The sequence below is a fragment of the Enterococcus sp. DIV1283b genome (assembly GCF_051710965.1).
Classification (GTDB): domain Bacteria; phylum Bacillota; class Bacilli; order Lactobacillales; family Enterococcaceae; genus Enterococcus_B; species Enterococcus_B lactis.
In genome coordinates, this window is record NZ_JBIOLR010000001.1 from 2,762,053 (window position 1) to 2,787,386 (window position 25,334).

Below are 25,334 nucleotides of genomic sequence, written 5' to 3' on the forward strand. Positions count from 1 at the left end.
TGAATAATTCTTATTGCCTTATTGCTTAAAATCCAAATGAGCCAGCGTCTTGACGATCCCGCTCTGCCACAGTGTCAGCATACTTGTTCAACTGTTGATTGATGCTTTCCAATAACTGCTCCATCTGTTTGACATTTCCTTCCAGCTGATTGTATTGCTCTAAATATGCTTGGAAGGCTTGCCCTTTCCATTGTTGAGCGATTTGTTGGTTCATGGAATTGACCTTTCTGATCGCATCTTGGATTTGAGATGCTGCCTGCTGGTAGACCTTTGCCTGTGATTTAAGCTGTTCGGGTGTGACTGCAATTGCTCCTGCCATGTTTGTTCCTCCTAATAAAAAGTTATTTTTTGTTACGCGTACATCATAAACTATTTTTTGTCTCTGTGGTCAAAATGTAGCATTCACGCACATCATGTGTCGTATACGATGTGTTATTTTAGCTCCTTTTTTGACTGGTCAAAAACCCAAGAAAAATAACTATACAAATTATTTCTAATCTCACATATTTTTCTAAGTATGACCTTTTTAAATTTATTACAAATCACTTTGAAATAATTCTTAAATACTGGCTGATATTTTAATGTTTTATGTTCTTTTTCAAAAAAATATAAAAAAACAGCTAATATTTACCTGACAATACTCCTCTATCCCCCTTTACTTTCTATCCGGAACGAATATTCCTTCTTGTAAATGCAGATGATCCTCCTTCGTTTTATATGTGGTGAATATTCTCCCATTTATTAAGTACGTAAATATTTGAAAAAAATTTTTTGATTTGATTTTTTATTGTCTCGTTATCCTTTTGATATTTTTCATGCAAAAAAATAGCCAAGGTATTTGATGTAACACCTCGGCTGTCTGTCTTTTTATTTGTCTACTACTAGTAATTCGTCTAATTGAAAATCGATTTCATAGATTCTTTCTACATTTCTCAAAAGATCATGATTCATTTTATGATATTTCGTTGCACCAAGTTGCTGACAAGTCTGCAACGCTTGGTTTACTTTTTGTCTTCCTTTTTCATTTCCTTTGATCATCTCCCAGATTCCAGTGAGTAGGGAATACTGATTTCGTTCAAAGAACATATCTTCTTCTAAAAAGACTGCTTCAAGTTTTGAGATATATTTCCAAATTAGTCCGCGTTGTTGCTGCTGGATAAAATGGATAATCGCATTTGCCAGCATCCGAAAGCTCTCATTCTTTCGATCCTTGCTGTTTTGATAAGCGGAAATACTGACTAATGCTTTATCTAACACTAAATCGATAAAGAATGGATCAAAAGCATACATACAATGATTGAATAACACCAACTCATAATTCGTCCATGTCTGTGCATAAATCAGATACTGATAAACTTCTGAATCAGCAACAGCAATTGGCTCATCTACTATACGAGCAATCAGTAATTTGCATAAACTAGCTAGATGTCTCTCCTTTTGAGTGATGTCTCCTTTTTCTTCGCACAGGCTGATCAAATGTTGCAATTCTTCTTTATCTTGATTCATAAATGCTAAAACCATTTCTTTCATCATCCGGTCCATGTTTGCCACTTCCGGCGGATAATCGAATATCCTCAGTTCATCATAACCAAGATTGAGTTTTTGTAAAAAATATGAAAATTTGCTAACTGTCGTGTCTGCTTGATTTTTTACAAACCGTTCGTAAACGGATCGGCTGACTTCCTTTCCGCATAATTCTGCTACGGAGATACCTTTTTGCTTTCGAACAAATTCGATGATCTCCCATACTTCCATTTTGCCAACTCCTTTATAAATATGGCTCTCCTTCAATTGAAAACAATCGCAACATGATTTTGTATGAAGTAACATATACCAATCCATCAGATCTTCATTTTTCATTCCTAAAAATCATTTTTTTCGTAAGACGTTCCTTGTTTTTCATAATATCATCGCTGTTAAAACCAATTGTTCATTTACCAGTATTTTTAAAAAAACTTAATCATAATAGTTGTTTTATAATTTTGTAATCCATTAGGGAATAAAGAATAAGCGGCAAAACGATACATATAATGAGTTATTTTATTTTCGCTATATGAAAAATACTCATTTTTATTTTTTCTAGTAGAATTTTATCTTCTAAGTATTCCCCTCGTATGAACTATTTACCATTGACAAACGTTAAACAAAAATTTAGAATATTCACAAGTTTGACGACAATTATGAAAATTTATGTCGTGCTAAAGGAGTTTTGTTATTGGATGAAAAGTTAGATATAAAAACTGCGATCAAAGACACGTTACCTACCGTTTTTGGTTATATCGGTATTGGACTTGCATTTGGTATCGTTGGGAAAGCTGCCGGGTTTCATCCGTTGGTCGTCACGTTGATGTCCCTGCTGATCTATGCTGGTTCCGCCCAATTTATCACAGTCAGCATGCTTGCTAGCCATAGTCCACTGCTTTCCATCGTTCTCTCGACCTTTCTAGTCAATTCCCGAATGATTTTGATGAGTATGACGATCGCCCCTTATTTCAAGAAAAATCGGCTGCTTCAAAATCTGCTGATTGGCACATTGCTGACAGATGAAAGTTTCGCTCTGGGAATGAATAAATTGAACTATACGGGACAAAAGTTAAACTTTCGTTGGATGAATACAGCTAATTGGATTTCTTATTTGACGTGGGTGGGTTCTTCTCTTGTTGGCGCACTTTTAGGTAATTTTATTACTGATCCGAAAAAGTTTGGTTTGGATTTCGCCATCGTCGCTATGTTTATCGGTTTACTTTATCTTCAAGTCATTTCTGATAGAAACACCTCTAAACGATTACAGTTGATTCTGATTGGTCTCACTTTGATTCTGGTATATATCGGACTGATTTTTATCCCAAGCAACTTAGTGATCGTAGTTGTGACACTGATCGGGTGCGGATTGGGGGTGTGGATCAAACATGCCTTCTTTTGAGTTTACATTGCTGACTATTTTAGGTTGTACTCTAGCGACTTGGCTTTCTAGGGTCCTACCGTTTGTCTTACTGAAAAAATTCGATTTACCGCAACCGTTGCTTGAGTATTTAAGTTTTGTTCCAATCGTCATTATGTCTGCTTTATGGTTCAGCAGTCTATTTACCCAAAACATCGGACATCTGCCGCAAATCAATCTCGAAAATGCTCTGGCTTCAGTTCCTACTCTTTTAGCTGCTATTCTTTCAAAAAGCTTATTAGTCATCGTCTTGGTAGGTATTCTTTCCCTTTCATTGATTCGCTTATTATAAATAAAAAACAAGAGCTTATGGCAAATTACTGTCATGCGCTCTTGTTTTTATCAAAATCAAATAAGAAGAAAATCGGCGTATTCCTGCTTATCCGTTGAACGGACCACTAACAACGACTTTTCCTAACATATGTCCTGTTTCTACGTCTTTGGTTGCTTGTTTCAAATTCTTTGCATTGATCCCATCTGAATAGACCTTGCTCAATGTACTGCGGATAATCCCTTCGTTTGCTAAATCAGCAATGTGCGCTAAAGCTTCTCCTTGCGTTTCGATTTCATAGTTATAGTCTGTTTTAGCGAACATATACTCCCAGTCGAAGCTGATAGATTGGTTTTTCCAAACACCTATATCTAACGGCTCTTTGATCCCTACGATCGTTCCCACATGTCCAAATGGTCGGACAAGGTGCTTGATTTGATCAAAGTAGCGGGTAATATCGAATAATACAGAGACATACTCTACTTGATCGATTCCTAATTCACGAAAACTTTTACTTAAGTCTTGATGATAATCGATTGGATAGTCTACACCTGTTTTTTTCAGCCATTCAAAATTCTTCGGACTTGCAGTCGCATAGACTTCTAGACCAGCCCAATGTGCTAGTTGATTCAAAATCGAACCGACGCCTCCAGCTCCGTTGATCACTAAGATTTTTTTCCCGCGGTTGGCATTTTCTTCTGGAATCAGACCAAATTTTTCAAATAACAATTCATAAGCGGTCAATGAAGTCAATGGCAGCGCTGCGGCTTCTTCATCTGACAGATTTTTCGGTGCAAGAGCGGCAATACGTTCGTCAACCAGTTGGTATTCTTGATTGCTTCCTGCTCTTGTTGTTGTACCTGCATAAAACACGCGATCGCCGACAGAAAATTTTTGCACTTCATCGCCTACAGCAACGACTTTCCCGACCCCATCAAACCCTAAGATACGCAAAGCATTTCTTATCCCATTATCTTGGCGAAGTTTCGTATCGACAGGATTGACAGATACTGCGTTGACTTTTACCAGAAGATCCTGTGAACTGGGTACAGGTACCTGTTCTTTTTCATCAATAAAGCTTTTTGTATCATCGATCGGCAACCCTTCATAAAAACCGACTACCTTCATTAATTCCTTTTCTGACATACGAATTCCTCCCTAGATTCATCAAGTTGGAGCATCCATACAGTGTTCATTTCAATATATATAGTATGTTATTTGTTCCACCTTTTTTATCCATCATAATTATTCTCTTACTTAAAGTAAACTATTTGCACTTTTTTGGTTAAAAAAGAGGTTGCGACAAGACTTTTGTCACAACCTCTTGGTAAACGGTGTTCTCCTACCAACTCTTCGGTCACAAGTTACAATATTCATAAAATATGAGGAGCTATTTTTTGAAATTGCTCCTTGTGACTCAGAGCTAAACGGCAGGCTCACAACCTCTGATATAAACGGTGTTCAATCAACTGACCCTCGGTATTAGCTCAAAAAACGACAAAATATGAGGAGCTATTTTCCCGTTTGTTTCTCTAATACTCAGGTCAAAACGCTGATTTCACAACCTCTTCCTTAAACGGTGCTCAAAAGCTTGCATCTGCGGTAATAAGTCCAACCAATTCAAAAACATTAGGAACTATTTTTGTTTGGCTGTTCTTATTACTTGATGCAGGACAGCTTTTTCACGACCTCTGATTCACGGTGTTCAAGCAAGAAATGATTGTTCACTGAAAAGCGTTGGATGTTCTTTTTCAAAGGTGTCCAAGATTTCTCGTACTTCATCGGTAGATTTCGTATTCATCAACTGAACACGCAAGTCATTTGCTCCTGGAAATCCTTTGATATAGATTTTAAAGAAACGATGCAGTCCTGTGATCGAACGCGGAATGATTTCTGAATAATGATCTTGCAGATCTAGTTGCAGACGAAGTAGTCCGATCAGTTCTTTTTCTGTATGTTCCCTCGGTTCTTTTTCAAATGCATAAGGATTCTTGAAAATCCCTCGGCCAATCATGATGCCATCTACGCCATATTTTTCGGCCAATTCTTCTCCTGTCTGGCGATCGGGGATATCTCCATTGATCGTGATTAGTGTTTGCGGAGCGATTTGGTCACGTAAAGTAATGATTTTAGGAATGACTTCCCAATGTGCATCTACTTTACTCATCTCTTTACGCGTACGCAAATGGACAGAAAGATTGGCTATATCTTGATGAAGTAGGTGACTGATCCATTCTTCCATCTCAGACATTTCCGTATAACCGATACGAGTCTTGACGCTGACAGGCAAACCGCCAGCTTTAGCCGCTTCAATCAATTGTGCCGCTACTTCTGGACGAAGGATCAAGCCACTGCCTTTTCCACGTTCTGCTACATTAGGAACTGGGCAGCCCATGTTGATATCGATTCCTTGGAAGCCCATTTCTGCCATAGCAATGCTCATTTCTCTAAAAAATTCTGGCTTGTCTCCCCAAATATGGGCAACCATCGGCTGTTCATCTTCTGTAAAGGTCAATCTTCCTCGTACACTGTCTTTTCCATCTGGATGACAGAAACTATCTGAGTTTGTAAACTCAGTAAAGAAGACATCCGGTGCTGCTGCATGCTTTACGACATGGCGAAATACAACATCTGTTACATCTTCCATTGGTGCTAAAACAAAAAAAGGCTTTGGCAGCTCTTTCCAAAAATTAGTAGTCATTTATTTGTTACTCTCCATTCTATCAAGCAGTGAAGTCGCAATCTTTCTCAAAAACATTGTCATTATACTAGGAAACAAAAAAAGAAGCAAAGTGAACAGCTTAAAAGATGTTTCTGATTGAACAAAAAAAAGACTGTGACAAAAATCTTATCACAGTCCATTTTCCGGAATAAACGGTGTTCAATCAGCTTGCATCTGCGGTAATAAGTCCAACCAAACGAAAAATAGGAGGAGCTATTTTTGTTTGGCTGTTCTTATTACTTGATGCAGAACAGCTTTTTCACAACCTCTCCACTAAACGGTGTTCAATCAGCTGACCCTCGGTATTCGCTCAACAAACGACAAAATATGAGGAACTATTTTCCCGTTTGTTTCTCTAATACTCAGGTCAAAACGCTGATTTCACAACCTCTTTTCTAACTTCTCAATCCTCTTCCTTTATTGATCAAATACCAAGTAACGGCGTACAAAACAACGATGAATAGCACAAGTACGATCATCGATGTTGCTACTGGCACATCGATTGTTCCAAGGAATCCGTAACGGAAACCGGAGATCATATAAACGATCGGATTGACTTTCGAAACAGCTTGCCAAAATGGCGGCAACATAGAGATGGCATAGAAAACGCCACCTAGATAAGTTAACGGCTGCAAGACAAATGTAGGCACGATCGATACATCATCATAAGACTGAGCAAAAATCCCGTTGAGCAGTCCTGCTAACGAAAACAAGATTGCCGTCATCAATAATGTAATAATGACCATAAACCATGAATACACATGAAGTGGTACAAAGAACAAGGAAATGATCGTTACGAGAGAGCCGACGAGAATACTACGACCCACTCCGCCAATCACAAAGCCCCAAATGATCACATGCGTAGGAACAGGCGCTACCAAGATTTCTTCGATGTTTTTCTGGAATTTTTGAGAGAAGAAGGACGAAGAAACGTTGGCATACGAACTAGTGATAGCAGACATCATAATCAAACCAGGCACGATGAATTCCATATATGAAAAACCACCCATGTCACCGATCCGACCACCGATCATTTTTCCGAAAATAACAAAGTACAAGGATGTCGTGATCACAGGCGGAACCAGTGTTTGGACCCAGATACGCAAATAGCGGTTCGTTTCCTTGATAGCTAAACTTTTTAATGCAGTAAAATAAAGATTAAACATTTTTCTCCTCCGTATGATTATTTTCTTCTGTGATTTTCAAAAACAGTTCTTCTAAACGATTCGACTTATTCCTCATAGAAAGAACTTTGATTCCTTGTCTTGTCAGCTGATCGAAGATTCCGTTCACCCCTTGATTTCGTTCAACTTCGACAGCGATTGTCTGTTCATCTTCAAATGTACAAGCGTATCCTTCAATCACAGGTTTGGTCTCATATGGCGCTAAATCAAAGATAAATGTTTCAAATTGCAGTTTGGATAGAAGCTCTTTCATACTAGTATTCTCAATCAGTTCACCTGATTGGATGATCCCGATGTTGCGACAAAGCATTTCAGCTTCTTCTAGATAATGCGTCGTCAAAATGATCGTTGTACCATTTTCGTTCAATTCTCGGAGAAACTCCCACATCTCGCGTCTCAATTCAATATCGACTCCTGCTGTTGGTTCATCCAAGATCAGCAAACGTGGTTCATGCATCAATGCCCTAGCAATCATCAGTCTTCGCTTCATTCCCCCGGAAAGCATACGTGCACGGACATTTCTCTTTTCCCAAAGATTGGACTGCTTCAAATATTTTTCGCTGCGTTTCATCGCTTCTTTGCGAGAGACACCGTAGTAGCCTGCTTGATTCACGACGATTTGCTGGACCGTTTCAAAGGGATTGAAATTGAACTCTTGCGGGACTAATCCAATCTGTTGCTTTGCTCGGACTAGATCCGTATCCAGATCATAACCGAAGACCTTCACTTTTCCAGATGTTTTATTGACTAAAGAAGTAATGATTCCGATCGTTGTAGACTTCCCAGCTCCATTTGGTCCTAATAGCGCATAGAAATCTCCTTCTTTCACGGAAAGATCGATTCCTCGCAATGCTTCGACCCCACTTCCATAAACCTTTTTCAAATTATTTATTTCAAGCGCATTTGCCATTTATTTCCTATCTCCTTATAGACATGATTCTTTATTGTATCATGGAATACAGCAGATGAAAAAACAACTTGGTTCCAGCGAAAAATCAGGTTGCTGGGCTCAGGAAAATCTCCTAATGAAAGACATCAATCGGACGAAGCCAGACAACCTTTTCAGAAAAAACAAATCGAAGATAAAGGATTACTATTCATATGTGCAACAAAAGGAGCGTGAGACAAAAGTAAAGAACACTTTTGTCTCACGCTCTAAACACGTATAAACGGCGGAAGCATGAGCCAAGATTTTTGATCCAATAAATACTTTCGATCACTTCGCCTATCCCAATACATGCCACTGCCGCTTTTCATCAAATGACGCGGCTTCCGTTTTTGCGGTTTCTACTAAAGTCTCTGGGTAATCCAAGACTTTCAGCAAGGCAATCGCATTTCGGGTCCTTGAAGGTCCTTCTTTTAATTTGAAATCAAAACTGATTCCTTTTCCTTCTGTTACTTGTTCTTCAAAGTGGACATTCTCACAATAATTCTTTAAAATCTCTGTCAATTCGATATCATGTGTGGCGACAAATGCTAAAGATGGATACTCCGCAAGCCACCGAACGACTGAAGCGGAAGAAGCAATCCGTTCGATCGTATTTGTCCCTTTTAAAATCTCATCTACGAAGCAGTAGCAGCGTTCTTTGGAAGCCACTTGGTCCAACAAACGTTTGATCGATTTGATTTCTGAAACAAAATAACTGTCGCCTTCAAATAAATCATCTTCGATTGCCATGGAAGTCAACACATGTCCAGGTTGCAGTGTAAACTGTTCTGCAATCGCTGTTTGGATCGTCTGTGCTAGAATACAGCTGATGGCTATACTTTTGACATACGTAGATTTTCCTGATGCATTGGAACCCGTGACTAATGTATTCTTCTGCCAGTTGACTGGATTCACTACCGCTTCTTTTAACAATGGATGATAGATATCTTTCGCTGTCACACCGCCCTCAGTAAACTCTGGTCGGCAAGTGATGGGCATATAAGTACGGTAATTCAATATTGCAGCGGCTACTTCTAATTCTCCCAACAATTCCCACAACTTGATGGCTTCAGTTGAATGTTTTTCTAATTTAGTGAGAACGAAATGATAGGAGATAAATGGCAGCATGAACATGATGTTGACATATTCAAAAATCAACTCTGCTTCACTCCCGCTCTTCATACGAAATGAAAAACCTAATTTAGGGATGTCTCTTAATGGTTTAGTTTGCTGTTTCAGCTCTTCTTGAAGTGGTGTCATCATTTTTGCTAACTGATTGGCGGCTGAAATCGTTGAAACCAAATAACTCATGCTATTCAGCTCTGTTTCTAGTGTTTGTTTCTTCACTAGATAATAGACCGTATTGAATACTAACCCACCGATTGCCAAATAGATTCCTAGTACTTGACCTAAAAGAAGCAAACCTACACCCACCAGCGGAAGCAAGCCAAGAAAAATAAATAAACCTACGCGTCCAATCTTTTTACTTTTTCCATCCGCTAGATATTGTTTTGCAAAATTATGATCTTTTTTTCCTAAACGAGCGAATTGATATTGGATTTTTTCTCTCAGTTGAGGATTTTCCTGATAAAAAGCAATCAGTTTTTCTAACTGCTGATCTTCACCAAAATCAAAGCTGCGTAAACGTTCATACAACGCTTCTGAACCTACACTAGAATAGGTACTGTTGATCCCTTCAAATACTTCGAACATATCCAGGTCATACCAAGTAAGATCGTCGATTTCACTATCCCATGAACGGAACTTCTTCTCCGTGAGCCATGCTTCCTTCAAACTTTCTTCTTTATCAAATCTCGGTTGATAAGGAATTTTTCCCCATTTGCTACGAACTGTTTCCTTTAATTTCAAACGTGAAAAAATGTCTAAAGCAACTAATAAAATAACAGCTGCAATAATGATTGAAACGATAAATTCTCTTTGACCCATATCCCTCTCCGTTCCTTTATTTGTTAGTTTTAGTATAGCACTGTTGCGCTATTTGAAAAGGGGGTAAAAAAACACCTTCCAAAATAAAAGGTGTTTTTTTCTTGTATATTACATATTTATCTCTCATTTATCAAAATTGACAAATAATCATAGGGAGGAATTGTTGTTAATTCTTGTTTATTCTCCAGTGAATTGACAACTGTCCCAAGGGAAAGGATAGCCTCAGGTACTATTTTTTCTTGTTCTGTTGGATTAGCTAAGCGAAGAACAAATCCTTGTTCATGAAAATAAGAAGGATAAATCGACGATACAATTAAGTCTTCAGGTAATTCAATCAATGAAAATTTACGAGGAACATCAAGTTCATTTTGTAATGGCCAAATCTTGTTATCTAACCTGTGAATAAATACATTCAGTTTCTGCTTTTGATAAGAAATAGATTGTTCTAACCGTTTTTCTGCCTGTTTTGCCACTTTGAACTCATTAAATCTTCCTTCTTCTACATTAAATCCAAAAGTGACTTTATACTCACCTATCTCTTGAGCTAGCGGTGTTTCCATCATGACATGCCCTTCATTTGTCGTATCTCCTGAAGCTCGCCCAGGTCGCCAAGCAAGATTAGGTTTTCCAAGTTCCCCTGTTGTTGAAAATAAGGTTATGATCAATTGATTTTCTATACGTTCATACTCTTTTAAACCATCTGCATAAAACGTAAAATAATGATCATTTTCTGCCACAGAGACACTCTTATCGAATATTTCTAAATTAACAGGTTTCTCTACCATAGTTTCTGACCAATTCGGAGGAATGACATCAGGGGCATTTTCAATAAATCCGTTTTGAATTTGTGCAATTGATTTTTCAGATTTATCTAAAACATTAATTGCTAAGCGCATACGATGCGAGTAAACAGTATTATGAATTTTGAGTGTGCCTTCAACGATTTGACTTTCTCCCAGACTGAACGATATTTCATAAGATATTTCTTCCATTTCGGGTTTTTCAGATAAACGATCTTTTAAATTTTTAGGAAGTTGAGCTTTTCCGTAAACAACTAATGTTTCTTGTAAAGAATCTTTATATACTTTAGCTGTTTCTAATTTTAGAGATAGTTCTGTATCTCCTTCTAATGGTGAATAATCATACGTATCGCCATCATTTGCTGAATCGATCAAATGAACGAAATCAAGATATTGTCTATCTCCAACTATCAAATTCAATTGCCCATCTTTAAAAGAAAGTTTATATTTATTGTTACTTATCTCAGTTTTGTCTATCTCGATTGCTGTTTCTAATTTTTCATTATTTTTCTCAAATTCAACAACAGTGTATCCTAGCGCTGGCACATTTACATTTATTTTTATGTCAAGTTCATAATAAGCTGGTTCATCAAAATATTCGAAACCTGTAGCAGTCATCCGATAAGCATTTTTCCTTTCTGGAAAATAAACTTCTTTTTCAATGATATTATAGGGACTACCTTTGAAGTGTATTTTCTTTGAATCAGCTACTACATGCACGATTTTCGATCCACTATAATTCTCAGTCGTTGTGTTGAAAACAAGGACTTCATTCGATTTTAGCTTTAATGCATCAGCCATCCGTTTTACAATAAGGTTTTCGATTCCGTCGGCTATCTCATTAGCTTCTTTGATTCGATGGAAAATATCTTCCGCAACATTATCTGAAACACAGCCACCAATACTATCATGAGCCTGGTTTTGCAAAATCTTTTTCCATAACCGACGAAGTAGGCCTTTACTGATATGGATACCATTTCTTTCTGCAATCAGCATGAGCGGCTCAACTCGTTTTAGAATTTTTTGTTCCAATTTAAAATTTTCTATTTTCATTTTTGTTCTTACTGAGCCAATCGAACGATGAACACGAGAGTAAACCGGCTGACGAAGTTCACCTTTATATTCAGGTAATTCTTTTTTATTTCTGATAACTTCTACATAAGAAGGATAATCTGAAATAATATTGTGGAATTTACTGTATTTATTCAACTTCTCTACGACTTGATCAAAATTTAAAATCATTGACTTTTGATCTACACCCGAAGGTACTAAAATATCTTTGTTTTTTCCTTGCATATGAAGCATTTCAACTGCTTCATCCAACTTTTCTTTTGCAAATTCAGGAATATCTTTAATTGCGTCTAAGGTCATCATTCCAGTCATATAACCAAATGGAAAATTCATGGCATAAACAAATTTATCTCCCAATCCTTTCCAGATAAAGTATGGAGATGGAACCATCGTTTCAAAGTTTAATCCTCGCCAACACATGAAATTATCGATTTCTACTTGATGCAAAAGTGTAGGCAAATTCGCATTGAACCCAAACGTGTCAGGCAAATACCCTACCATCATTGGATCTCCATATTTAAGGATCGTATCACTGATCCCAATCATTAAGTTTCTTAAAATTGATTCAGCATCCACTAATAAGGCATCTGTTTGTGCATACCACGGTCCCACGAATAGTTGTCCTGTTTTCATCAGTCGTTGGATAACCTTAAGCTTTTGCGGATTGATCTCCAAATACTCATCGACGATTGAAGTTTGTCCATCTAAACAAAAGTTTACTTTAGGGTTCCTTTCCAATTCATCTAGAACTTCAGTAAAGACCTGATCAGACAATACGATGGCATCTTCATTTGTAAAATACCATTCTCTGTCCCAGTGCGTGTGTTGAATTATATGTGCATTTACCATATCAGATTATCCTACTTTCCTTCTTCTACTGAATTTACTTGTTGTTCTTTTTTATACTTGATGGATTTTAGTGCATTGACCATTAACGCTGTAACCACTCCCCCAATAACAATTGATACTAAATATAAAGGTATATTCGTAACAAAAGGAATCGCCATAAAGGTTGAAAGCATTGTTTCTTGTGTAACACCAAAAAATCCATTTAGACCACATGCTACTACAGTACCAACCACGATGCTCGGTATTACTCGTAAAGGATCTTTCACGGCAAACGGAATCGTCCCTTCAGTAATCCCAACAAGGCCCATAATCATAGCTGTCTTTGCATTATCTCGTTCTGATTCATCATAAAGTTTTTTGTTTAAAATTGTTGCTAAAAACATTCCAAATGGCGGAATAGCAATTCCTAACAACATGGCTGTACTAGGTCCAAAGCTTCCGCTTGAAAAAGAAGCAACCCCAAAAGCATATGCAATTTTATTGATAGGTCCTCCCATATCAAACGCCATCATTCCTCCTAAAATAGCCGACATCAAAGCAGCATTTGCTCCTGACATGCCTTCTAGCCAATTAGTCAGTCCTGTTGTCATTGCTTGAATAGGCGTAGCTAGTACATACCATAATATGATTCCAACAACTAATGTAGTAACAAAAGGAATCAGCATAATTGATTTTAGACTAATAACTTGCATCGGTACTTTTACTTTTTTCAATGCATTAGCTAAATAGCCACAAGCTAATCCAGCAACCATTCCTCCAATAAATCCCATACCAAGATTTTGACACATCATCCCAGTGATAAAAGCTGGTGCTAGACCGGGACGGTCAGCAATTGAATATGCGATATAGGCTGAAATCATCGGTACGATAAACTGTAATCCCGTCTGACCAATCATTCGCAGGACTCCCCAGAATGTATCCGTCTGGTCCCAAACACCTGTGCCACCAAAAATGACTGCAATAGAAGTTAGTAACCCTGCTGCTACGACAAGCGGGATCATATAGGAAACCCCACTTTGGAAATGATTTAGAATTTCTCTTCCTTGTTTCTTGAATTCCATTAGTAACTCCCCCACGATATATTTTTTATTTGTTAATTAATGCAATTGCTTCATCAATCGTCTCTTCACCATCTTTTACTACCTCTGAGGTCCCTACTGTTAAAATCGGTTTACCATCAAAGCGATCTCGTTCTGAAACATTTGTATCTACTGCAAATATGACAACATCTGCCTCGGAAACATCCGAAATTGAAAGTTTGTTTTCTATCCCCATAGCCCCCTGTGTTTCTACTTTAATATCTAACCCTTTCTTCTTCGCAAACTTTTCTAAATTAGCTTTTGCCATATAAGTATGGGCAATCCCTGCGATACATGCTGTTACTGCTACTATTTTTGTCATATGAAATTCCTCCTTTTAAAATGATAGAGCTTTTACCAATTCTTTTTTATTTCTCGAATCTTTTATTCTTTTAACAAACTCGTCATCCATCAATCTTCCAGATAATTCTGCTAAAATACGTAAATGATTAGTACCTTTATCAGTGTCTTTTATTGCTAACAAAAAGACGAGATCAACTGGTTGATCATCTAATGCGCCCCATTCAACAGACCGCTTTAACTTTGCTACAGCCACTGTTGATTCAATTACTGCTAGGCTTTTGCCATGAGGAATGGCGATATTTTTCCCAATTCCTGTGGTCATATGGTTTTCTCTGTCAAATACGTCTTTTTGAAATTGTTTGTGGTCAGACACAAACCCATTAGTCTCTAACAATTTTGATAATTTTTCGACTACACTTTTTTTATCAGATGCATTTAAATCTATCACTATATTATTTATATTGATTTTTTCACTGATCATTTATAAGCCTTCTTTCAATATATAAACTAATTTTTCAAACGACGAACTCGTTTTTAAATTTGCTAATAACTCATGATTCGAAGCGATTTCATTGAATGTTTCATAAATTTTGTTCAATTCAGGTTTTACTTTTTCATTAAGTGCAAAAAAGAAAACAGAATGAACAAGTGTCCCATCCCAATCAATTCCTTCTGGATTAACGTAGACACAGATTACTGGTTTTTTTATAAAATCTACTTCGATATGCGGCATAGCAAAATCATTCATCGCTGTTGAAGATAGTTTTTCTCTTTTGATTGCTCCCTCTAGTATCCCTTCTTTCGCGTAATTTTCTTTTACCAATTTTTTGGTAATTATATTTAAAACGTTCACTTGATTATCCTTTATTTGGTGGGTAAAAAAGCAAAATCGTTTATCTAATAAATTTAGAAAAGCATCTTCTGTTTGTTCATTTAACTGTAGATACTGTTTTACTTTTCTGACATCTGCCCCTAACATCAAAGGACTAACAACAATAACAGGAAAATTTGTATTTTCAATCGGAATCGTGCTTATAACAAGTTCATCAGTGACTTTTCTATCTTGTAGTTCATTGATGCTTAGTACATCTTCTATCTCAACCATATCTGCAAAACCGTTATTTATTCTTTGCTCTAATAATTTTGATGTTCCATATCCGCTACTACAAACTAATATCACTTTCGTTTTGTCAGGTTTGTAACGATCCAAAAGTGATTGAATATGGAGTGTTACGTAAGCGATTTCTTCTTCATTGAAATGTATACAGAATCTCTCTTCGATTTCCTCTAATAAATCTACACTTATCATAAATGACCTTTTAAAAGAATATTTGATTTTGTCCGTATAAGGGTTATAGATATTTACTCCCAATTTGAGTCTTTTAACTGCTGCATTGAGATGTAATACTAGATTATTGATCAATTCTTCATCAGGATAAAATTCATTTAATTTAATTCTTACTAACTCTTGTAGCTCAACACCCATATCTAAATAGGAAAGCTTCGTTTGATCTAAGTCGTGATTCATAGCATTTTTTTCAATCGAAGTAATGTGAATGTCAACATAAGCTTGTTCATCTATTGGCACAATAATTGAAAATGCTTTTTCAATCATTTTGATTAAAATAAGTGTATTCTCTGAGATTTCTTCTTCAGAATTATTACTACGTGATAAGAAATTGCTTGTTTCAATCCTTTCTATCGCAATAGCAAGGTGGATAGCTAAAGTTTGAAATTCATAATCTGTAAATTTCAATTGTGTCTTATTCATGTATCGATTAAGCAATTCGGCTACTTTTTTCAATATGTCCTTATTTAAGAAATTATTCGCTTCACCAATGAAATTGATATTCAAGTCTAAGAGATCTGTTTTACTGTTAGATGCTGTAAAGCCACCCCAATAATAGTTCACAACTTCTGACATCAACCTTCTTTTACTTTTTTCATCAGCTTTGATGCGCACGCCATTTCGATCTGAAACTAAGGACATCCCATGCTTGTTTAGTCTTTTTCTAACATCTTTCATTGTGCTTTCTACCGTCGACCTGCTCACGTATAATTCGTCAGCAAGATTTTGAATCTTTAGAGAATCATTAGTATTCAATAATTTAGCAAACACATAAGTTAGACGGTCCTCCGGAGAGTCTGCGATATTGATTTTATGACTGGATAATAAATTTCGAAGTGTTTCTTTTTTTCCAATAAGCGAAACGCCTTTTTTAGGTTGAACCAACATTTGTACATCTGGCATTTTTTGGATTATTTCTTTCAAAATTAAAATATCTTTGCTAATTGTTTTCGTAGATACATATAATTGTTCTGATAATTCTTTGTAAGTCGTGTGCTCATTTTCAATCAAAAAGTATAGTATTTTCATTTGCCGTTCGCTAAATTCGATGCCCATTATCTTCACCTCCTGAATACAGCTTAAGTGTACAATTATTATCTCTATTTTCATACAGAAGAAAGTTCTTGATTAATGTAGAAGTTTCTAATATTCTTGATTATTTCAAATCAATAAAAAAGCCTGCAATATTTATATCACAGGCTTTTTTCTCTATTAAATATATATAGATAGATAATACATTTTTCTACTAGTTCTCACTAATCTTGTATAATTAAACCCTCCGCAACTTGACGGAGATGGAGAAGATGCCCCCGTCTAATTTAGCGGTCATCTCTCCTCCCATTCCTTCCACCAATTTTTTTGACAGGTAAAGCCCGATTCCGCTAGATTCCGTATTTGTGCGGCTGGTATTTTCGGTATAAAAACGCTGGAAGACTTTTTCAACAGAGGTTTGCGCTCCTGCTTTGATAGGATTGGCCACTGTTAATCGAATGAATGGATCCTCTTTTGAAAATGTCACCTTTGCTTGTCCATCTGCATAACGCAATAAATTCTGTATGATATTTTGCAGCACTCGCAACAACATGAGCGGATCTGCTAATACAGTTGTATTTATCGAGTGTTCAGCGAACGCTACCTCGATATTTTTCTCAGAAAATTGTTCATAAAAAGAGAAAAATACTTCTTCCACCTCTTTAGAAAAAGAAAGTGTATGGAAATCCATTTCTTTTTGCTTCGTCTCTATTCGAGCAAGATCATAAAACTGATCCGTCATACTAAGTAATCTTGCAACAGATTGTTTGATGATCGTTAAATACTTCTCCCGTTTCTCCGTATCCTCTACCTGTTCCAGTAATTGTACATAACCGTTAATAGCAGTCAAAGGAGTTCTGAGATCATGAGAAAGGCCGACGATCGATAGTCGGATGTTTTCTTCCATTTCTTGAAATACTTGTCCTTTTTGTTCATTTTCATCCACCCATGTATTCAGTGCATCTACTAGGTCCATTAGATTCTTTTCTCGAAATTCGACTGAAAGACGACCACCATATTCTTGTCGTTCAGAAAGCGTGGCGATTTTCTTAGTCAATCGCTTGATTTCCCTTTGCAGGAAGAAAATAAAACTTCCCATAAAGATAACAACGAGAAGCAACAGCCACTTAATCAAATCTAAACCCCACTCCCCACACCGTATGAATATACACAGCATGTGCCTTTGCTAGTTTCCCTCGAAGATTGGAAATATGCATATTCACTGTTTTCTCACTATCAAAATATGGTTCTTGCCAAACTGTTTCATAAAGATTTGCTCGCGAAAATACTTTTTTCGGATGTTCTAAAAAAAGCTTCAGCAGATCGAATTCTCTTCCTGTCAAATGGACAGCCACACCATTCACATTTACATCCCTTGACTCTTTGTCCAGTAAGATTTCCTTGTAATAGATGCGTTGCGACAGATCTTTTACTTGGACAGAAGTCTGATGACGAAGTTGGATGCCGATTCGTAACAACAGTTCTTCGATATCAAATGGTTTCGTCACATAGTCATCCGCTCCTGCTGCCAACAAGGAAACTTTATCTCTTTGATCGCTTTTTGCTGAAAGAACGATGATCGGAACATTCGATGTCTGTCGGATTTCTGCTAACAATGCTTCTCCTGAAAGCCCTGGAAGCATGAGATCTAGAAGGATCAAATCAACAGGATATGTGCTTAACAATAATTTTCCTTCCGTACCTGAATAAGCATCAAGAAGTTTGTATCTCTGTTCAAGAACCTCCTCCAGTAAGGAATGAACAGCTTCATCATCTTCGATAATCAAAATAGTTTCCAGCAGGACCACCTACTTAATGTCAGATTTTTGGAAAATAAACATTCCTAGAGCTGATGATACCACGAGTGTTACTAGACTGACCAGAATCATTTTCGGTGCTTGCGAATAAGTTGCTTGTTGCGCAAAGTCCGTATACATGAGCCACGTTTCCGTAAACCACTCCATTAGAAATTCCAAGCCTTTGATTTTTGCGAAAACACCGGGAACGAAGGCAGTTCCCATGATATAAAGAAAAGAAAGAAGCAAACTGACACTGGTACTTCTAGTGACGAATGTCAAAGCCACTGGAACAGATAATGTCCCTAATGTCAGCAGAAGCAAGACAGGAAATACTTGCAGAACATAATTTCCATAGTTTTTGATTCCTTCGATTTCACCAAATCCGAAAGCAAGTGTGTAAGCAAGCATGGCTAGACCCGTGATCAAAACCACGCCAAGTGTTGTGATCAAAAGCGTAACGAGAAGTTTCGACATATAATAAGTCATTCGATTCCGTCCTAAAGATAACGTATTTCGAATCGTACCGTTTTGAAATTCTTCCCCAATATAAAAGCACGCAAATGCTGCGAAAGCCAGAAGAATCCATGCAGCCATTTTTTCCACCATTAAAATCCCTGTTGCACCGTTGATGACTGTATCCGTTGCTTGGTTTAATTCATTGCCGTATTTTATATGCATATACCATTCGTTCCAAGAATAAAAAAGCGGAAGTACGACCATCAGTCCTAGTGAGACCCACATTTTACGGCTCTTCCATACTTTTATTTTTTCAGCAGTTAATAGATTAAACATGTGTCTTGCCTCCAGTTAATTGTAGGAAATAATCTTCCAGTTTTTGCCCAACTAGGTGGATGCCATCCACAGGAACTTTTGCCTCTACCAATGCTTGATTGATGGCTGCTACTTGGTCAATCCCTTCAAAAAGCTGGATAACACGGCTAGATTGGACAAAATAATCCCTATAACCAAGAGAGTCGAGAACCGTTACTGCTTGTTCCGTCGCCGAAGTGTCAATTTTTATAAATTGACGAGATTCTTGTGCCAATTCTTCTTTCGATAATTCTTTGATCAAGTGTCCTTCATGCAAAATACCATAGTGGGTGGCGATCTGTGACAATTCATCTAGCAAGTGGCTGGAAAGCAAGACGGTGATTCCCCGTTCTTTTACCAAACGTTGGATGATTTCTCGCATTTCTGCCATCCCTGCTGGATCCATCCCATTCGTCGGTTCATCTAAAATCAAAAATTCCGGATTCGTGATCAGTGCATTTGCAATAGCTAAACGCTGGCGCATACCTAAAGAGAAATTCTTTGCTTTCTTTTTCCCTGTATTTTCCAATCGCATCATTTTCAGCAGGTCTTCGATTTCTCTATCTGACACACCGCCGTTCGCTGCTTGGATACGTAGGTTATCTCTTGCAGTTAATTCTGGATAAAGAGCAGGGGTTTCAATTGATTGACCCATACGTCGTCTTGCTGCCTGCAAATCCGTCGTTCCAAATAATTCGATTGAACCTTCATCAATCGAGATCAAACCCATAATAGTTCTCATAAAGGTAGACTTCCCCGCTCCATTTTCCCCAATCAATCCATAGATCATTCCACGTTTGATTTCGATCGATACTTTATCTAATGCTTTGGCAGCACCGTATTTTTTGGTTATACCAGTCGCTTTCAAGACCGTTTCATTTCCAAAATCCATACTTATCCTTCTTTCTTATTGATAAGTGAAGTATAGTTGACGGGTATAAAGAAAGCAGCCAGAAATGTATAAAGAAAGTGTAAATTTTCCAATTGAATGTCAAAAAAAAACAATCTGACAATACGTGTCTTTCCTATTATCAGGCAGTTTGTTATACGCTTGTATCAGTTTCCTGATTCTTTCTTTTCGACCAAAGTCGTTTCTCTGTATTCCTCTTCACTGAAAATTTTTGCTTCTTTCAGATCAAGCTTGAGTAATTTTACCAGACCGGTTATAAGGATAACTATAGCAAGACTCCCTCCCAGAAAAATCAGACTGTCTCGCAGACGTGGTTGCGTTGTCTGCCAATCAAAAAGCGCACCAAACAGTGCTAATCCAAGTGGACTGGCCACCATGGTAATCGTTGTTATCGTTGACATCAGACGTCCTTGTATATGCGTTGGAACTTCTCGCTGAAGCCAGACCATAGTTGGGATATTCATCAGATTGTTCACGATAGCAATCGCAAAAAGAAGCAAGCCATCAATGATAACTGCAAGAATCTCTCCGTGGACCAAAAGAACCATTAAACTAATGCCTACATAACCAACTGCATAGCCATAAGAAAGCTTACGAGATCGTTCAAGAGGAGCCGATGGATCTTTTATTTTTCCTGCTAACCAAGCACTTACTAACATCCCGACAAAAAAGAATGTTTCAGTCAATCCATAAAGAACATTAGATACCTTCAAAGTACGAAGCATGATGATGGGCAGCCCTACATTGATGATGGCACTGAAAAAATTCATCAGTAAAGCAAAAACCAACGAATAGATAAGATATTTTTGATGTTTGATGTAACGCAACCCTTCAAGAAAAGAACCTTTATCTGATTCGGTAGCTCTCTTCAGTTGGTCTTCTTGTGAATGAACAAGATGAAAATCCATTGTCAATGTAATGAATAACGTCATGATCTCAGTCAGTATCTCAATAAAAACAAAAAGCCAGAATGGAAGAAGTGTATAAAGTACCGCACCTAAAACTCCTGTTAGTAGACTCGAGATACTCGTAGCCATGCTCAAGTAACTGGCAAGTTTCATCAAATCATCCGACAATACTAGATCGGGTTTTGCCGCCTGTTGTGCAGTATAAGTAAATTGGTCGGTGGCTTTCAATACAATAATCAGCAAGATTGATTGCAAAAGAATTCCTTTTTGCGGATGAGCAGACAGCCCCCAATATAAACCGTATATGGCTAAAATAACTAACGTTACAAGCTGGCTGATGATGATCACTTTTTTACGATCGTATCGATCCACGATGGGTCCAACGATGGGCGTTAGAAAAATGGCAAGTATTGGCTGAATGACAGATGCTAAAACAAATGAAATAGCTAACCCGGTTTTTTCAAGTAGCATCAGACTAAGTCCAAATGTAAAGATAGAAGAACCAAATGTCCCGATAAGAGAAGAAATTGCTGCTTTCATAACTTGTTTCTTTGATTGCTGTTCAAGAGTGAGTGTATTCATGCTCCATGCTCCCTTCGTTTTTTTCATCCTATCAGCAGACCAATTTTTTATGTTATTATGTTCACTATAATGAACACAAAAGAGGGAAGTATATGGAGAAATATGGATTGACAGCGCGTCGCATCAGGATAGACAAAGGGTTGCTGATGAAGGAAGTGTATGGAGGAATCGTTGGACGGACCTTTGCTTATCGTTTTGAACGGGGGGAAGTAAACCTTGCTTTAGAGGATTTTTTATCTGTTCTCGATAATTTAGAATTAGAAAACCCCGATGAATTTTTCTTTTTACATTATGGAGAAAAATATCGCGGACAGAAAAGTTTCTTAAAAGAAATAGCAGAAGAAACCCAACGATTTCAACATGTGGAAAAAGAACCTAAGTTTTATTTGAAGTACAAAGATAGTAAGAAAAAAGAAGAACGTTTTTATGCGTACCTCATCCACTTACTCGCTACTATTGATCGAATCGATGCACAGACAAGCGAAGTCAATACCGAAGAAATGAAGTTCATGGAAGATTATTTGATGCAGATGGAGACGTGGACGCTAAAGGAAATGAATAACGCAAGCATCATTTTGCCAATGTTGGCAGATGATATCCGCCCTTTATTCCTCTCACGCTTTAAAAAGAATTATCAGAACTACCGTGATTTTGAAGAAGACTGGTCTTTTAAATATGCCAATCATCTACTTAACTATGCCTTGATCCAGCTACTCTTTGATAGATATGAAGAAGCATTGTCTTTAGTTCCCGACCTCCAAACTTTAGTGAAAGAACATCCGAGTTTACAAGGACGCTTAGTCATCACATTGCGTCTTTCTCAACTTGAATTGATTGCTGCTGTTTTTCGAGAAGACGATGATTTCATTCGTTCAGAGACCCAACGAATCCAGACAATCTGTGATCTTTGCTTCCTAGATGAAGAAGTACGTATAGCCTACCCTCGAATCACCGCAGAACACGTCAAAAGAGCCAGAGCATATAAAAAGCAAAAGAAAAGCACTCATCCTTAAAAACGGACCTATGAAAAATAAGAGGGGTTGTGACAAGACTTTTGTCACACCCCCATGTTTGACTTTTCCAAAGACAGTGAAAAGAGTATTTTTACTTGTGAAACTAAAAAATCATTTACTTTCACATAATCTGTTCTGTTTTTTCTCGATTAAAAAAAATGTAGACAACAGCACAATACATTCGATTAGTATGTATAACGAAAAAATAAAGATATCCGTTATCCTAAATGAATGGACAGCTACATAGATAAAAAACAAAAGATATTGTAAGCCAAACAGCAGAAAAATTCTTCTATAAGTTTTGAAAAAAGAAACACCATTTAACCGCCAAACAACAAATTTTTGCTGATAAAGGCGGAAATAGCTCAGTGTGGAATAGGTAATCAAAACAATAACCAATAAAATAGTAATCGATAAATCAGTTATCCTTTGTCTTATGTCCCACAAATAAATCAATTGCAATTCTGTTTTCCTTAGCTGTTCCATAATGATTAAAACAATAAATTCTCTTTGACCCATATCCCTCTCCGTTCCTTTATTTGTTAGCTTTAGTATAGCACTGTTGCGTCATCTAGAAAGGGCTTTCAAAGGAGGGAGGACAATTCCCTATTGAAGCAGGAATTTCTCAAATCAAATTCACTGCGTTGTAAATATTGATCGCCAAAACCAGCAGGATTACTCCTTGGAAAACAAATGTTACTTTTTCAGAAGACAAGAATTTTGAGAGATAAGCCCCCAATACTCCGCCTAAAAGCGCTGCTGGAACAATATAAAGTAGCATCGATAAATCAAATTGAGCGAAACCGCTCCCTAGAAAAATCGACACTAGCTTAGCCAGCTGAGAAAAGAAAATCGTACAAATGGAATAAATCACTGCTTCTTTGATTTTGAAATGGAACATCAACATCAGTAGCGATACATTGATCGGACCACCGCCGATCCCCAAAAAACTCGCTAAAAAGCCTAAAATCAGCCCGCACGTAAGATAACTGAAAAAAGAAGACATCTGGAATCCTTTCCAAATATTCCTTGTATAAAGAAAGGCAAAGATCAGCGATGCGATTGTGAGAATGATTTGCAGGAATTGAACAGTTGTTTCATCATCAAAAAAAAGTAGCAGCTGCTCAAATAGGAGATTCCCTGCAATTCCACCTGCGATTGCTCCAGAAGAGACCCACAGCACAATAGCAAATCTGATTTTCTGTCCGCTCTTCAGCTGACGCACAGTCGAAGAAATGGACATCGTGAATACAGCAACTGTCGAATAAAACGAAATAGCCGAAACAGAATGGTAACCGATAAAGTCCAGTACCGGTTTGATGATCACACCGCCTCCCATTCCAGAAACCGCCCCAATCGTATTGGCCGCGATGATCACAAAAAAGTAAAGAATACCGATCATTTCATCCCTCCTTCTACTCAGAAACATACTACCTGCTAAAATTCTATTCCTCGTATTCTTCTTCGCCTGTTTTCTCAGCCAGTGACAGTTTTTCTACTGCATTTCTGCCAACTGTTTCTAGATGGCTAGCTAAGGATGCCGAACTCGTAAGCGGTGAAAGAGCCGCTTCGATCAGCATCGCCAGATTCAACCCGGAAACGACATTCAAATTCGGATAGCTGCCTAGCTTCATCAAAGCTGTATTCCCTGGCGTACCGCCTTTTAGATCGATTAAGATCACGATTTCCGTTTGCAGATCGAACGTCGCTAGAACTGCCTCTAATTTATCCATCGTTCCTGAAAGACCGTCATCTTCCTTCATAGCGATGACAAAGACATTCTCCATTTCTCCCACGATCATTTTGGCAGAATTCACTGTTTCTGCGGCCATGTTCCCGTGACTCATTACAATCATAACTGGTCTCATATCTGTTCCTCCTTAAAAAATTCACGATACAACGCGTACCGTTCTTCCATGAAATACGGGGTATCGCGGGTAGGATGGATCCGATTCGTCAATAAGATCAATGCTCTCTTCTGTTTCAAATCAATCCCGATCGAGGTCCCTGTGAATCCCGTATGATAGATGATCGTTTCTCCAAATGGTTTTTCCCATCCTAATGTCCGTTGCTGGTAAGTTTGTAAGAGCTGATTGCGTACCGTTCCAGTAAACAGGACCGATTGTCCTTGCTCTTCCATCATTGCTTTCGTAAATGCAGTAAGGTCTTCCAGTGTAGAAAACAATCCCGCACTACCTGCCGGACGCCCCAATTGAAAAGCTTTAGAATCATGGACTTCGCCTAAAATCAGCCCTCTTTCTTCCGTCGATTCTGTGGGAACGACCCGATTTAGTTCTTTTGGGAAATACGTCGTGTCTTTCATCCCTAGTGGTCTGAAAATATATCGCTGAAAAGATCGTTCTAAATCGGTGCCGTCTATGGCTTCAATGACCATTCCCAACAAAAGATAGCCTATATCAGAATAATTGACCTTTGTTGTCTGGGCTGGCTGCTCGTATGTCTCAAAAAACTGCATAAGCGTTCGAGACGAAAAACGAGACTTATCAGAAAAATCCGCCGGCAGACCGCTTCGATGCAACAATAGATCCTCGATCGTCATGGTGAGCTGGGAGAATCGCGGGAGAATCTCTGCTACCTGAGTCAAAAGGGTTAATTGACGAGATTGGACAAGCTGCAATATCCTAGTCGTCGTTCCGATGACCTTCGTCAAAGAAGCTAGATCATAGATAGCGCCCTTCGAAACAGTTTGCTCGGAAAAAGGGGGGATCTTCCCCATTTTCCCGAGAGAATAGTTTCTGACTTGCTGGTCGATTACCGCTGCTGAAAGACCGGCGATCCCTGTATTCTCAATAAATTCATGCAATCTTTTTTCCATT

24 protein-coding genes are annotated in these 25,334 nt (G+C 37.8%); 3 read left to right on the forward strand and 21 right to left on the reverse strand.

Annotated elements, in window-relative coordinates; genetic code table 11:
* Positions 1-25: 25 nt before the first annotated feature.
* Positions 26-319 carry a WXG100 family type VII secretion target gene (locus IGJ53_RS13545; RefSeq protein ID WP_002310516.1) on the reverse strand — a complete coding sequence of 98 codons (294 nt, stop codon included), beginning with the start codon at positions 317-319 and terminating at the stop codon, positions 26-28.
* A 548-nt stretch (positions 320-867) separates the two neighbouring features.
* Positions 868-1,755: an Rgg/GadR/MutR family transcriptional regulator gene (locus tag IGJ53_RS13550; protein ID WP_252708091.1), complete on the reverse strand. Its 888-nt coding sequence runs from the start codon at positions 1,753-1,755 to the stop codon at positions 868-870.
* 460 nt (positions 1,756-2,215) lie between these two features.
* On the opposite strand from IGJ53_RS13550, the gene IGJ53_RS13555 reads away from it, so the two are divergent.
* Entirely contained in the window at positions 2,216-2,923 is a 708-nt protein-coding gene (locus IGJ53_RS13555) for an AzlC family ABC transporter permease (protein WP_002332246.1), read from the forward strand.
* Positions 2,910-3,233: an AzlD domain-containing protein gene (locus IGJ53_RS13560; RefSeq protein ID WP_002332245.1), complete on the forward strand. Its 324-nt coding sequence runs from the start codon at positions 2,910-2,912 to the stop codon at positions 3,231-3,233. The genes IGJ53_RS13555 and IGJ53_RS13560 overlap by 14 nt, the downstream gene beginning before the upstream one ends.
* An 87-nt stretch (positions 3,234-3,320) precedes the next feature.
* On the opposite strand, the gene IGJ53_RS13565 is transcribed toward IGJ53_RS13560, so the two are convergent.
* The 15 genes from IGJ53_RS13565 to IGJ53_RS13635 all read right to left on the reverse strand — a co-directional run bounded on the left by IGJ53_RS13565 (position 3,321) and on the right by IGJ53_RS13635 (position 21,511).
* The gene (locus IGJ53_RS13565) at positions 3,321-4,358 is read right to left on the reverse strand and encodes a zinc-binding alcohol dehydrogenase family protein (protein ID WP_259741651.1); all 1,038 of its coding nucleotides are present in this window, start codon (positions 4,356-4,358) and stop codon (positions 3,321-3,323) included.
* 559 nt (positions 4,359-4,917) lie between these two features.
* Positions 4,918-5,913 carry a tRNA dihydrouridine synthase gene (locus IGJ53_RS13570; protein ID WP_010733088.1) on the reverse strand — a complete coding sequence of 332 codons (996 nt, stop codon included), beginning with the start codon at positions 5,911-5,913 and terminating at the stop codon, positions 4,918-4,920.
* Positions 5,914-6,329: 416 nt separating this feature from the next.
* A complete protein-coding gene (locus tag IGJ53_RS13575) occupies positions 6,330-7,100 on the reverse strand; it encodes an ABC transporter permease (RefSeq protein ID WP_002287492.1) in 771 nt (256 codons plus the stop codon).
* Positions 7,093-8,028, reverse strand: a complete 936-nt coding sequence (locus tag IGJ53_RS13580) for an ABC transporter ATP-binding protein (protein ID WP_086323474.1) — start codon at positions 8,026-8,028, stop codon at positions 7,093-7,095. Before IGJ53_RS13580 ends, IGJ53_RS13575 begins: the two co-directional genes overlap by 8 nt.
* 315 nt (positions 8,029-8,343) lie before the next feature.
* Positions 8,344-9,993 carry a MutS-related protein gene (locus IGJ53_RS13585; RefSeq protein ID WP_010733087.1) on the reverse strand — a complete coding sequence of 550 codons (1,650 nt, stop codon included), beginning with the start codon at positions 9,991-9,993 and terminating at the stop codon, positions 8,344-8,346.
* 116 nt (positions 9,994-10,109) lie between these two features.
* Positions 10,110-12,713: an alpha-mannosidase gene (locus tag IGJ53_RS13590; RefSeq protein ID WP_259741650.1), complete on the reverse strand. Its 2,604-nt coding sequence runs from the start codon at positions 12,711-12,713 to the stop codon at positions 10,110-10,112.
* A gap of 11 nt (positions 12,714-12,724) precedes the next feature.
* Positions 12,725-13,774, reverse strand: a complete 1,050-nt coding sequence (locus tag IGJ53_RS13595) for a PTS fructose transporter subunit IIC (protein ID WP_002373813.1) — start codon at positions 13,772-13,774, stop codon at positions 12,725-12,727.
* Between the two features lie 25 nt (positions 13,775-13,799).
* Complete coding sequence (locus IGJ53_RS13600; protein ID WP_002373816.1) at positions 13,800-14,114, reverse strand: PTS fructose transporter subunit IIB; 315 nt, start codon at positions 14,112-14,114, stop codon at positions 13,800-13,802.
* A gap of 15 nt (positions 14,115-14,129) precedes the next feature.
* Positions 14,130-14,576 carry a PTS sugar transporter subunit IIA gene (locus IGJ53_RS13605; RefSeq protein ID WP_002302514.1) on the reverse strand — a complete coding sequence of 149 codons (447 nt, stop codon included), beginning with the start codon at positions 14,574-14,576 and terminating at the stop codon, positions 14,130-14,132.
* The gene (locus IGJ53_RS13610) at positions 14,577-16,499 is read right to left on the reverse strand and encodes a BglG family transcription antiterminator (protein WP_259741649.1); all 1,923 of its coding nucleotides are present in this window, start codon (positions 16,497-16,499) and stop codon (positions 14,577-14,579) included.
* A 214-nt stretch (positions 16,500-16,713) separates the two neighbouring features.
* On the reverse strand, positions 16,714-17,610 hold the full coding sequence (locus tag IGJ53_RS13615; RefSeq protein ID WP_259741648.1) for a sensor histidine kinase: 897 nt from the start codon (positions 17,608-17,610) through the stop codon (positions 16,714-16,716).
* Positions 17,603-18,283, reverse strand: coding sequence for a response regulator transcription factor (locus IGJ53_RS13620; protein WP_002303698.1), 681 nt, complete (start codon positions 18,281-18,283; stop codon positions 17,603-17,605). Before IGJ53_RS13620 ends, IGJ53_RS13615 begins: the two co-directional genes overlap by 8 nt.
* Positions 18,284-19,066 (reverse strand): ABC transporter permease, encoded by a 783-nt coding sequence (locus tag IGJ53_RS13625; RefSeq protein WP_259741647.1) that lies wholly within the window; start codon positions 19,064-19,066, stop codon positions 18,284-18,286.
* Positions 19,059-19,976: an ATP-binding cassette domain-containing protein gene (locus tag IGJ53_RS13630; RefSeq protein ID WP_002315832.1), complete on the reverse strand. Its 918-nt coding sequence runs from the start codon at positions 19,974-19,976 to the stop codon at positions 19,059-19,061. The genes IGJ53_RS13625 and IGJ53_RS13630 overlap by 8 nt, the downstream gene beginning before the upstream one ends.
* 164 nt (positions 19,977-20,140) lie before the next feature.
* Positions 20,141-21,511 (reverse strand): MFS transporter, encoded by a 1,371-nt coding sequence (locus IGJ53_RS13635; protein WP_408581862.1) that lies wholly within the window; start codon positions 21,509-21,511, stop codon positions 20,141-20,143.
* 65 nt (positions 21,512-21,576) lie between these two features.
* Between IGJ53_RS13635 and IGJ53_RS13640 the strand changes: the two genes are divergently transcribed.
* The gene (locus IGJ53_RS13640) at positions 21,577-22,497 is read left to right on the forward strand and encodes a transcriptional regulator (RefSeq protein ID WP_438750464.1); all 921 of its coding nucleotides are present in this window, start codon (positions 21,577-21,579) and stop codon (positions 22,495-22,497) included.
* Positions 22,498-22,608: 111 nt separating this feature from the next.
* Here the strand turns inward: IGJ53_RS13640 and IGJ53_RS13645 are convergent, their stop codons facing one another.
* The 4 genes from IGJ53_RS13645 to IGJ53_RS13660 all read right to left on the reverse strand — a co-directional run bounded on the left by IGJ53_RS13645 (position 22,609) and on the right by IGJ53_RS13660 (position 25,333).
* Positions 22,609-23,016 (reverse strand): DUF1430 domain-containing protein, encoded by a 408-nt coding sequence (locus tag IGJ53_RS13645; RefSeq protein WP_316400945.1) that lies wholly within the window; start codon positions 23,014-23,016, stop codon positions 22,609-22,611.
* Between the two features lie 106 nt (positions 23,017-23,122).
* Complete coding sequence (locus IGJ53_RS13650; RefSeq protein WP_010733078.1) at positions 23,123-23,899, reverse strand: sulfite exporter TauE/SafE family protein; 777 nt, start codon at positions 23,897-23,899, stop codon at positions 23,123-23,125.
* A gap of 43 nt (positions 23,900-23,942) precedes the next feature.
* The gene (locus tag IGJ53_RS13655; protein WP_010733077.1) at positions 23,943-24,365 is read right to left on the reverse strand and encodes a PTS sugar transporter subunit IIA; all 423 of its coding nucleotides are present in this window, start codon (positions 24,363-24,365) and stop codon (positions 23,943-23,945) included.
* Positions 24,362-25,333 (reverse strand): serine hydrolase domain-containing protein, encoded by a 972-nt coding sequence (locus tag IGJ53_RS13660; RefSeq protein WP_010733076.1) that lies wholly within the window; start codon positions 25,331-25,333, stop codon positions 24,362-24,364. Before IGJ53_RS13660 ends, IGJ53_RS13655 begins: the two co-directional genes overlap by 4 nt.
* Position 25,334: the final 1 nt, after the last annotated feature.

Bases quoted from the DNA above. Each gene is read 5' to 3' on its own strand.
- IGJ53_RS13575 (WP_002287492.1), bottom strand. From the start codon at position 7,100: ATGTTTAATCTTTATTTTACTGCATTAAAAAGTTTAGCTATCAAGGAA.
- IGJ53_RS13630 (WP_002315832.1), bottom strand. From the start codon at position 19,976: ATGGATTTTGGAAATGAAACGGTCTTGAAAGCGACTGGTATAACCAAA.
- IGJ53_RS13595 (WP_002373813.1), bottom strand. From the start codon at position 13,774: ATGGAATTCAAGAAACAAGGAAGAGAAATTCTAAATCATTTCCAAAGT.
- IGJ53_RS13550 (WP_252708091.1), bottom strand. From the start codon at position 1,755: ATGGAAGTATGGGAGATCATCGAATTTGTTCGAAAGCAAAAAGGTATC.
- IGJ53_RS13585 (WP_010733087.1), bottom strand. From the start codon at position 9,993: ATGGGTCAAAGAGAATTTATCGTTTCAATCATTATTGCAGCTGTTATT.
- IGJ53_RS13605 (WP_002302514.1), bottom strand. From the start codon at position 14,576: ATGATCAGTGAAAAAATCAATATAAATAATATAGTGATAGATTTAAAT.
- IGJ53_RS13645 (WP_316400945.1), bottom strand. From the start codon at position 23,016: ATGGGTCAAAGAGAATTTATTGTTTTAATCATTATGGAACAGCTAAGG.
- IGJ53_RS13580 (WP_086323474.1), bottom strand. From the start codon at position 8,028: ATGGCAAATGCGCTTGAAATAAATAATTTGAAAAAGGTTTATGGAAGT.
- IGJ53_RS13655 (WP_010733077.1), bottom strand. From the start codon at position 24,365: ATGAGACCAGTTATGATTGTAATGAGTCACGGGAACATGGCCGCAGAA.
- IGJ53_RS13635 (WP_408581862.1), bottom strand. From the start codon at position 21,511: ATGAAAAAAACGAAGGGAGCATGGAGCATGAATACACTCACTCTTGAA.
- IGJ53_RS13650 (WP_010733078.1), bottom strand. From the start codon at position 23,899: ATGATCGGTATTCTTTACTTTTTTGTGATCATCGCGGCCAATACGATT.
- IGJ53_RS13565 (WP_259741651.1), bottom strand. From the start codon at position 4,358: ATGTCAGAAAAGGAATTAATGAAGGTAGTCGGTTTTTATGAAGGGTTG.
- IGJ53_RS13625 (WP_259741647.1), bottom strand. From the start codon at position 19,066: ATGTTTAATCTATTAACTGCTGAAAAAATAAAAGTATGGAAGAGCCGT.
- IGJ53_RS13590 (WP_259741650.1), bottom strand. From the start codon at position 12,713: ATGGTAAATGCACATATAATTCAACACACGCACTGGGACAGAGAATGG.
- IGJ53_RS13570 (WP_010733088.1), bottom strand. From the start codon at position 5,913: ATGACTACTAATTTTTGGAAAGAGCTGCCAAAGCCTTTTTTTGTTTTA.
- IGJ53_RS13610 (WP_259741649.1), bottom strand. From the start codon at position 16,499: ATGGGCATCGAATTTAGCGAACGGCAAATGAAAATACTATACTTTTTG.
- IGJ53_RS13560 (WP_002332245.1), top strand. From the start codon at position 2,910: ATGCCTTCTTTTGAGTTTACATTGCTGACTATTTTAGGTTGTACTCTA.
- IGJ53_RS13660 (WP_010733076.1), bottom strand. From the start codon at position 25,333: ATGGAAAAAAGATTGCATGAATTTATTGAGAATACAGGGATCGCCGGT.
- IGJ53_RS13600 (WP_002373816.1), bottom strand. From the start codon at position 14,114: ATGACAAAAATAGTAGCAGTAACAGCATGTATCGCAGGGATTGCCCAT.
- IGJ53_RS13545 (WP_002310516.1), bottom strand. From the start codon at position 319: ATGGCAGGAGCAATTGCAGTCACACCCGAACAGCTTAAATCACAGGCA.
- IGJ53_RS13640 (WP_438750464.1), top strand. From the start codon at position 21,577: ATGGAGAAATATGGATTGACAGCGCGTCGCATCAGGATAGACAAAGGG.